The sequence below is a fragment of the Bizionia argentinensis JUB59 genome (assembly GCF_000224335.1).
Lineage (GTDB): Bacteria > Bacteroidota > Bacteroidia > Flavobacteriales > Flavobacteriaceae > Algorimicrobium > Algorimicrobium argentinense.
This window is the reverse complement of record NZ_AFXZ01000035.1, coordinates 1-7420: the sequence shown is the minus strand read 5'-3', so window position 1 is coordinate 7420 and position 7420 is coordinate 1. Positions and strand designations below refer to the sequence as shown.

Annotated in this window: 9 protein-coding genes; all 9 read left to right on the top strand. The window is 28.8% G+C overall.

Going from position 1 to position 7420, the window contains the following annotated elements; all coding sequences use genetic code 11:
• The first annotated feature begins 192 nt into the window (after window positions 1-192).
• The 9 genes from BZARG_RS09895 (at window position 193) to BZARG_RS15285 (ending at window position 7338) form a co-directional block, all read left to right on the top strand.
• Window positions 193-507, top strand: a complete 315-nt coding sequence (locus BZARG_RS09895) for a hypothetical protein (RefSeq protein ID WP_008637887.1) — start codon at window positions 193-195, stop codon at window positions 505-507.
• Window positions 508-509: 2 nt separating this feature from the next.
• On the top strand, window positions 510-1004 hold the full coding sequence (locus BZARG_RS09890; RefSeq protein WP_008637888.1) for a hypothetical protein: 495 nt from the start codon (window positions 510-512) through the stop codon (window positions 1002-1004).
• A 624-nt stretch (window positions 1005-1628) separates the two neighbouring features.
• Window positions 1629-2615, top strand: coding sequence for a hypothetical protein (locus BZARG_RS15885; protein ID WP_008637878.1), 987 nt, complete (start codon window positions 1629-1631; stop codon window positions 2613-2615).
• A 12-nt stretch (window positions 2616-2627) separates the two neighbouring features.
• On the top strand, window positions 2628-2930 hold the full coding sequence (locus tag BZARG_RS09880) for a hypothetical protein (protein ID WP_040288430.1): 303 nt from the start codon (window positions 2628-2630) through the stop codon (window positions 2928-2930).
• Window positions 2927-3934: a PQQ-like beta-propeller repeat protein gene (locus BZARG_RS15880; protein WP_008637876.1), complete on the top strand. Its 1008-nt coding sequence runs from the start codon at window positions 2927-2929 to the stop codon at window positions 3932-3934. The genes BZARG_RS09880 and BZARG_RS15880 overlap by 4 nt, the downstream gene beginning before the upstream one ends.
• A gap of 353 nt (window positions 3935-4287) precedes the next feature.
• On the top strand, window positions 4288-4602 hold the full coding sequence (locus tag BZARG_RS09870; RefSeq protein ID WP_008637890.1) for a hypothetical protein: 315 nt from the start codon (window positions 4288-4290) through the stop codon (window positions 4600-4602).
• A gap of 8 nt (window positions 4603-4610) precedes the next feature.
• Window positions 4611-4994 carry a hypothetical protein gene (locus tag BZARG_RS09865; protein WP_040288427.1) on the top strand — a complete coding sequence of 128 codons (384 nt, stop codon included), beginning with the start codon at window positions 4611-4613 and terminating at the stop codon, window positions 4992-4994.
• Entirely contained in the window at window positions 4975-6879 is a 1905-nt protein-coding gene (locus BZARG_RS09860) for a hypothetical protein (protein ID WP_040288426.1), read from the top strand. The genes BZARG_RS09865 and BZARG_RS09860 overlap by 20 nt, the downstream gene beginning before the upstream one ends.
• Window positions 6880-6882: 3 nt before the next feature.
• Window positions 6883-7338: a hypothetical protein gene (locus BZARG_RS15285; protein WP_008637881.1), complete on the top strand. Its 456-nt coding sequence runs from the start codon at window positions 6883-6885 to the stop codon at window positions 7336-7338.
• The last annotated feature ends 82 nt before the right edge of the window (window positions 7339-7420 follow it).

Below are 7420 nucleotides of genomic sequence, written 5' to 3'. Positions count from 1 at the left end.
GGATTACATTCATTTAAACCCAGTAAGAGCTGGAATTGTTGAGAAAGCATCACATTACATATATTCTAGTGCAAGTAATTATGTAAACAACCAAGGCTTAATGATATAGAAATAGTAGATAATCCAGTAATGGATGTGCTAAATGCGTCATCCATTACAAAGTATAATCAATATTGAAAATGAATTTTTTGAATGACTGTTTTAGGAATAATAATGACCTCAAAGTCGGGAGACTTTGCGGAGCAGGCTAAAGTTGAAATTTTACCAGGAGTTGATTTGGTAGTTTTTGAGGTAAAAGCTTATGGTAAATCTTGTATTGTATTTGAAGGTGATTTGAAAATTAATACGAATGATTCTGATGAACTTGCATACGAAGTCTATTTTAATCCATTAGTAGGAGGTGTTAGTGCAGAAATTAAAGTTTCAGGATATGAGGTTTTTAACCAAAGTTATGAATGGTATATTTTTAGTAGAATTAATATTGATGAAGGGAGAATAAAAATATAAGCATGAAATATAAAAAATTAGTACGAATACAGGTTGTAATGATCATATTTCAAGTAGTGTCTGTCCTTTTTATGTTTTGGTATGGTATCAAGTTTTATGCGTATCAAAAGTTATTGCGATATGCTGATAGGCTTGAGCCAAAAATTTTAGTAATTGATACTATAAAAACATTCACAAAAAAATCTGGATACACAGCTTTTGCTCATGGATATATTAATGGAGAAGACAAAAGTCTTTCATTGGATTTCTATAAAAGAAATGATGAAGATAGTTATATAAAAGAAAGTATTGGGGACACCCTTTTGGTTTGGAGTGCTACAGGAATACGAAGTGTAGAACATAGAAAATTGAAAGAAAAATCATTTAATAAGAAAAAGTATAAAAAAGTAAATAGAAATAGCATCTTGTTTGTTTTTCTTCCAATTATTCTAGTTTGGGTATCAGAACGAATTGTAACAAAAAAGATAAAACAACTTAAAAAAGAAAACAAATCATGAAAAAAACCTATTTGGGCTTATGTTTTTAGCCTCCCCCGCTCCGCAAAGTCTCCCGACTTTGAGGCATAATAAAACAAGACAAGCGAAGGATTGATAATAATAATCAAGAAAATGAGAAGAAATAATTTTGACGAAAACATCTATAAAATTTTTCAGAAACACGGAATGCGTGAAATTGATGGAAAATATATAAATTTCTATGTACCGTAAGTGACTCGCCTTTGACGCAAATTAACCGCGATAGCATTTGGAATAGGAAATAGTGTATCAGATATTCATATTGTTATTGGAGTCAGAAAACTAGAGGTAGAAACTAAAGCAGGGGTAAATTTTTTTAAAGGTCTTGATGAATCCAATTTCATGACTCAAAGTGGTAATTCTCTTATGACTCTTTCTAAAATTGAAGATTATAAAGTATTTCTAAGCCCTGGTTTGGTGGATGGCGTAAATCAAGAAGCTGCAATAAAAAAGTTGTAGATGCATGGAGTAAACAAAGTTGGTTTAAGGAACCTAAGATTTTGGATAAGTTTAAACAGTATGGAGAATCAAAAGGTTTTGATTTTACTAAATTTGCAGTTGAGGAATATCTGAATTTGATGAAATATTTATTAATAACATATCTAAATGAGAACAGTTAATTCAATTTCAAATGTAGTCGCATATAAAATAATACCTGAATTATTAATTATAGGATCTAATAGTTTTCAATCTAATAATCAAAATTACAACTATTTTATTTTATCAGAAAGTGATGCGTGTAAAGTTAAAGTATTAAAGAATTATGTCTTTTTGCAGTTTGAAGAATTTGGAAAGATAATAATACTCACGGAAAAAGGAAAATTTATAAAAACAATTGATGAAGGCTTTAATTTGTATTTCTCCATAAAGACAGATAATAAGTTAATAATTAGAAACAGAATTACAAAAAGTTATTGGTTTATTTTTGATGATTTACAATTCGAAGAATCAACATTGAGTTTTCGATTTAATTATTATATTAATAATTTATTCTTCTTTAAAATATATAATACACTAGAAAAGGTTTCACCACAGCCTAGTTGGCTAATAGATTTTTCAGAATTTGGAATACATAAGAACTTTAACGATGAAATTATTCCTAACGACCTCGATGGTGATTTAATGGGATTTGAAGATTCACTTTATGTACCATTACAAGGAGGGCAATTATTGTGTTTAGACATTAATACAGGACAGAAAAAATGGATTAAAGACTATAATGGAAGATCCGGTTTTTATTCATTAAATAATGATAAAATATACAAACATGATGGGCTTTCATTACTTGAAATTGACGCTAAAACAGGACTAGCGTTAAGATCAAAAATATTTTCTGAAAGTGATGAGGCTGAAGTGCAAAGCTTTTATTCTTTAAATGGATTTTGGACTTATGAAGATGTAATAATTCTTTATGGATTAGACAATACCGTTGTAATGCTAAACAAGCATAATTTCTCTTTATTCGGTTTTATCAGTTTACCTGCACCAATATCTACCGATAAAAACAATGTTACTTGGGATAAAAATAAATTGTATGTTCTTGATTTAAGCAACACCTTACATATTTTTGAAAATGAAAAACTTCCCAACTAAAGCCATGCCATCTTGCAAAGTCTGGATCAAGCTATTTTCATGACTCAAAGTGGTAATTCTCTTATGACTCTTTCTAAAATGGAAGATTATAAAGTATTTCTAAGCCCTGGTTTGGTGGATGGCGTAAATCAAGAAGCTGCAATAAAAAAAGTTGTAGATGCATGGAGTAAACAAAAATGGTTTGAAAATAAAAATATACTACAGAAATTTGAAAAATATTTTGATGAAAAAATAGAAGATAAAAGTGAATTAGTACAATTATTGATGAAAAATGATAATTGGTTTAATCAAATTTTTATTAAAAATATAGAATGAAAAAAATTAATTCAATAATAGAAGTCAAAGAAATATTTGAAACAAATAAGAGGTTTGTTTTCACAATGAGCCGTGAGTCAGAATTAGCAGAGGGATGTTATATATTGCACAATGAAATCCCAAAATGTATATTACAAATTCAATTACGTTACTGTAGTCCTTTCATTGATGGCTTTGTTTATCAATTAAAAAATTCTAGTGAAATATTTTATTTTGACTTTATTAAGAATCAACAAATTTTGCCTAAAGGATATAATTTTTATGCGTTTAATCAAAATATAGAAAATTTCCTAAAATTATCTTTAAAAAAAGATGAAGTAAAGCATTTTTTCTTACTTGATGTTTTCCTAAATAAAAAACTTATGTTAGAATTTCCTGATTATTGTTTTCAAAATATTTTTTTACGTGCTAAAAGAAAAACAATTGATGCATTTGGCACTTCTAATTTATGGAAAAATGACATAAGTAAATATGGAAAAAATAGAACTCTAAATAGCGAACAGATTATTCCTAACGAAATTGATGGGGCTTTAATGGGATTTGAAGATTCACTTTATGTACCATTACAAGGAGGGCAATTATTGTGTTTAGACATTAATACAGGAGATAAAAAATGGATTCAAGACTATAATGGAAGATCCGGTTTTTATTCATTAAATAATGATAAAATATACAAACATGATGGGCTTTCATTACTTGAAATTGACGCTAAAACAGGACTAGCATTAAGATCAAAAATATTTTCTGAAAGTGATGAGGCTGAAGTGCAAAGCTTTTATTCTTTAAATGGATTTTGGACTTATGAAGATGTCATCATTCTTTATGGATTGGACAATACCGTTGTAATGCTAAACAAAAATAATTTCTCTTTATTCGGTTTTATCAGTTTATCTGCGCCAATATCTACAGATAAAAATAATGTTATTTGGGATAAAAATAAATTGTATGTTCTTGATTTAAACAACACCTTACATATTTTTGAAAACGAAAAACTTCCCGACTAAAGCCATGTCATTCTGCAAAGTCTCTAAATTCGGAATATAATTAACCACGAAAACCTACAAAAAAACATAGAATTTGAAAGAAGTCTACATCATAAGAGATCAATAAACGCACATTTTATTAACGCAAGCGTAATAAAAAGAATGTTTGTTTTAAAGAAGTCATCCATTCAAAACATAACGAATTTTAAACATGAATGCTTTGGAATTATAAGGACTTCAAAGTCAGCAAACTTTACGGAACAGAGGCCACAAAACAGTATTTAAATTTTGAATAAAATGGAAAAAAAATAAAAAGCTATACTTATTTCGATGGAGAAAAAACTTTTGAGGTAAAAGATACTTTCCAAGGTAGTTTGTCAGGAGAATACGATGTTTTCAATAAATCATTCGTTCAAGTAGGTTTGGATAAAATAGAATTAATTAAAAACAGTAGAACTCTTTCCGATTTTAAGAATTTATATTTTAATGAAGAAGAATTAAAGAATTTATCCATTGTTTTTGAAATGAATATGGTTCAGGAAAATTCAAAATATTATTTAAAAGTTAAAGGACATTATCATGGCTTTAAGATTGTAGAAAATGAGACTTTAATTGTTATCTATTCTTTAGAAGGTACGAAAGCCCCAGAATATATGTTTATTTATGGCGTGTGGAAAAAAACTAATTAAAGAGTAAAATGGAAAAAATAAAAAGCTATACTTATTTCGATGGAGAAAAAACTTTTAAGGTGGAAGATACTTTTCAAGGTAGTTTGTCAGGAGAATATGATGTTTTCAGTAAATCATTTGTTCAAGTAGGTTTGGATAAAATAGAATTAATTAAAAACAGTAAATCTTTACATGATTCGCAAAACAGATATTTCAATTTAGAACAACTAAAGATAATGTCTAATATTTTTAATATGAATCTTATAAAAGATGAATATTTACATTCATTGACAGTAAAAGGGCATTATCATGGCTTTGAAATTTCAGAAGATGACCATTTAATTGTTATCTATTCTTTAGAAGGAACTAAAGCTCCAGAATACATGTTTATTTATGGCGTTTGGAAAAAATAAAATAATAAAAATGAAGAATTACATATTTAGAACCATACTTCTTTTAACATTAGTTAATTCAACTTATGGAGAATCTTGTTTTGATAAATTAAGAATTCACATAGCAGATGCTAAGGTAAGTCCAGAGTTTAAAAATTTTATTAAAAATGATCCAGACGGGCTGTATGTGCTTCAAAAGCTTACGTACTCAAGTGAGGCAATACGAACGGATGTTGGCGTTTTAAAATTTTATAAGAATTTAGTAAGTAATAATATCGAAGGTTTAGGAACCACATTAATTAGCAAATTAAACGATGCAGAAATAGTAGAATTTGCTAGTACCTATAAAAACTTCAGCAAAATAGATTTAGAAAAATTTGTTGCAAACGAGGAGTTTATAGATGTTTGGAAAAAATGGAAAGATAGAAATGTTACAAGCCTTGAGGATATTGCGTTATATCAAAAAGTATGCAGTTTAAACATTAGGAATATCTCATTTGATGATTTTTATTTTAAAACCCGTCATCAAATAAAAAAGGCTAGTAATCCAACAAAATTTGCTCCTGAAGTTTTTGAAGCTTGGAAAAAAGGTGTCGGTCATGAAGCAGACATTCAAAGTGTATTTGTAAAATATGGATTAGAGCCAAAAATTGATTACCCACCGTGCGATGGTATTTGGGGAATAATAAAAAAAGATCCCCCAAAAGCAGGTGATTTCTTTGATAGATTTCAAACAAACATAAATATTGATGGTAGTTACGGCAGTGTTTGTCCTAGTGATTTTAGTTATACACTTCCTTCAAGAGCTCTAAAAGAAAATTATATTAATATAATTGAAAATAGCGGAGACTACTTTTATTTCAAATTTAAATTTAAAAGCACATATACGTCAAGTCTAGAGTATAGAGAGGCAATTCCTTGGTTTGGTAAACAAGGAGAATCTATTCAAGTAAAGTTACCCAATAAATTAGATGATATTTCTAAACAAATTGAAATTGTCGAAAAATGGAAATTAGAAAAAGGGAAGTGGGTTCAAGTTTTGGGTAATGCAGGGAGTGATTTATTTTCAAGCTTTACTCATCTTAAAAATTTACCAACTGACGCTAAAACTTTCTTGACTGCTAAGAATTGGGATAATGTAATACTTACTAAACTTGATGGAGATTTAGCCAATACAACTTTAAAAAGTGCAATTGATGCTAAACCACAATTGATTGATGCGTGGGAAATTGTTTCAACTGGTTCAGAATCCGTAAGAAGAAATACAGCTAACCTTGAAAAATTAAATGATTTCATTTCAGCTACAGGAATGGAAAAACCGAAATTAATAAGCAGTTTTGGAAATGCTAAAAGTCCTCAGAAATGGGTAGGTATGAAAATTCCAGAAAGTAATTTAGATGCTCTACATGATGGATTTAAAAATTTACCACCAAGTAAATTTGATGCTTGGACACCTGACCATAAAGCACAAAGATGGGCTAACCACAAAAAAGGTAATCCTGATGCTGATTTTAATACTTGGAGTAATAAATATGATGGAAATATTGATAAGGCTAATTTTGCTAACAATGGGGTTAACGATTATTTTTCTACGCTTACAGGAAATGTAGTTAAGGAAAAATCATATACTAACATATCAATTAACACACCTGATGGAGTTCAATCTTTCACTAGACGTTTAGATATAGTTGATGAAGATGCCTTTAAAGGAATTGAATTTAAGGAATATTCTAGTGGTAAAGTATATCGTTCGCCTGATATAAAAAGAGAATATGTCCTAGATGGAAAATTATTACAAGATGATTTGTTAGATGATATTGAATGGATATTTAAAGGATGTGAGCCAAGTGCTCCATTAAGAACCGATTTAGAAGCTCTGGGTATTACAGTCACATTATTACCTTAAAAAATGAAAGAAACAGAACGAAATATTAAAAAAGAAAATTTTATAGAGTGGACTACTTTTATTGAAGACCGTGTAAACAATTGGACTTTAAATGCTCCTAAAAAGTTGGTTGACGTTCTAGATTATAGTCCTGAATCTTTAAAGGTAATAGAAAAGTATATACTTGAAAATTACACAAGAGAAACATTAGGTAAACCTGAAAACAAGTCAACTATAGATGCTATAATATCTTATTATTCAGAAGTGTTTATGAGGAATTTACCAAATAGCATATGGCACATTGAATTGGAAGATGAAAATAGTGTAGATTTTAATTTGCCTTGTATTAAAACACCAATAGGAACACTTGTAAACCCATACTATCTTATTAAAAGAGTGATGGCAAAAAATAAAGGGACATTTTTATATGACTTTTATGTGAAGAGATTAGGTTATATAAATAATCCTGAGACTTATTAGTCCTTACTTAAAGTTCCCGCTCCGCAAAGTCTCCCGACTTTGAGGAACATTAATTAACGAAACATAAAACAAAATAATACAC

Coding starts and splice junctions, on each gene's coding strand:
- BZARG_RS09860 (WP_040288426.1), top strand. CDS start 4,975: ATGGCGTTTGGAAAAAATAAAATAATAAAAATGAAGAATTACATATTT.
- BZARG_RS09865 (WP_040288427.1), top strand. CDS start 4,611: ATGGAAAAAATAAAAAGCTATACTTATTTCGATGGAGAAAAAACTTTT.
- BZARG_RS15885 (WP_008637878.1), top strand. CDS start 1,629: ATGAGAACAGTTAATTCAATTTCAAATGTAGTCGCATATAAAATAATA.
- BZARG_RS15285 (WP_008637881.1), top strand. CDS start 6,883: ATGAAAGAAACAGAACGAAATATTAAAAAAGAAAATTTTATAGAGTGG.
- BZARG_RS09890 (WP_008637888.1), top strand. CDS start 510: ATGAAATATAAAAAATTAGTACGAATACAGGTTGTAATGATCATATTT.
- BZARG_RS15880 (WP_008637876.1), top strand. CDS start 2,927: ATGAAAAAAATTAATTCAATAATAGAAGTCAAAGAAATATTTGAAACA.
- BZARG_RS09895 (WP_008637887.1), top strand. CDS start 193: ATGACTGTTTTAGGAATAATAATGACCTCAAAGTCGGGAGACTTTGCG.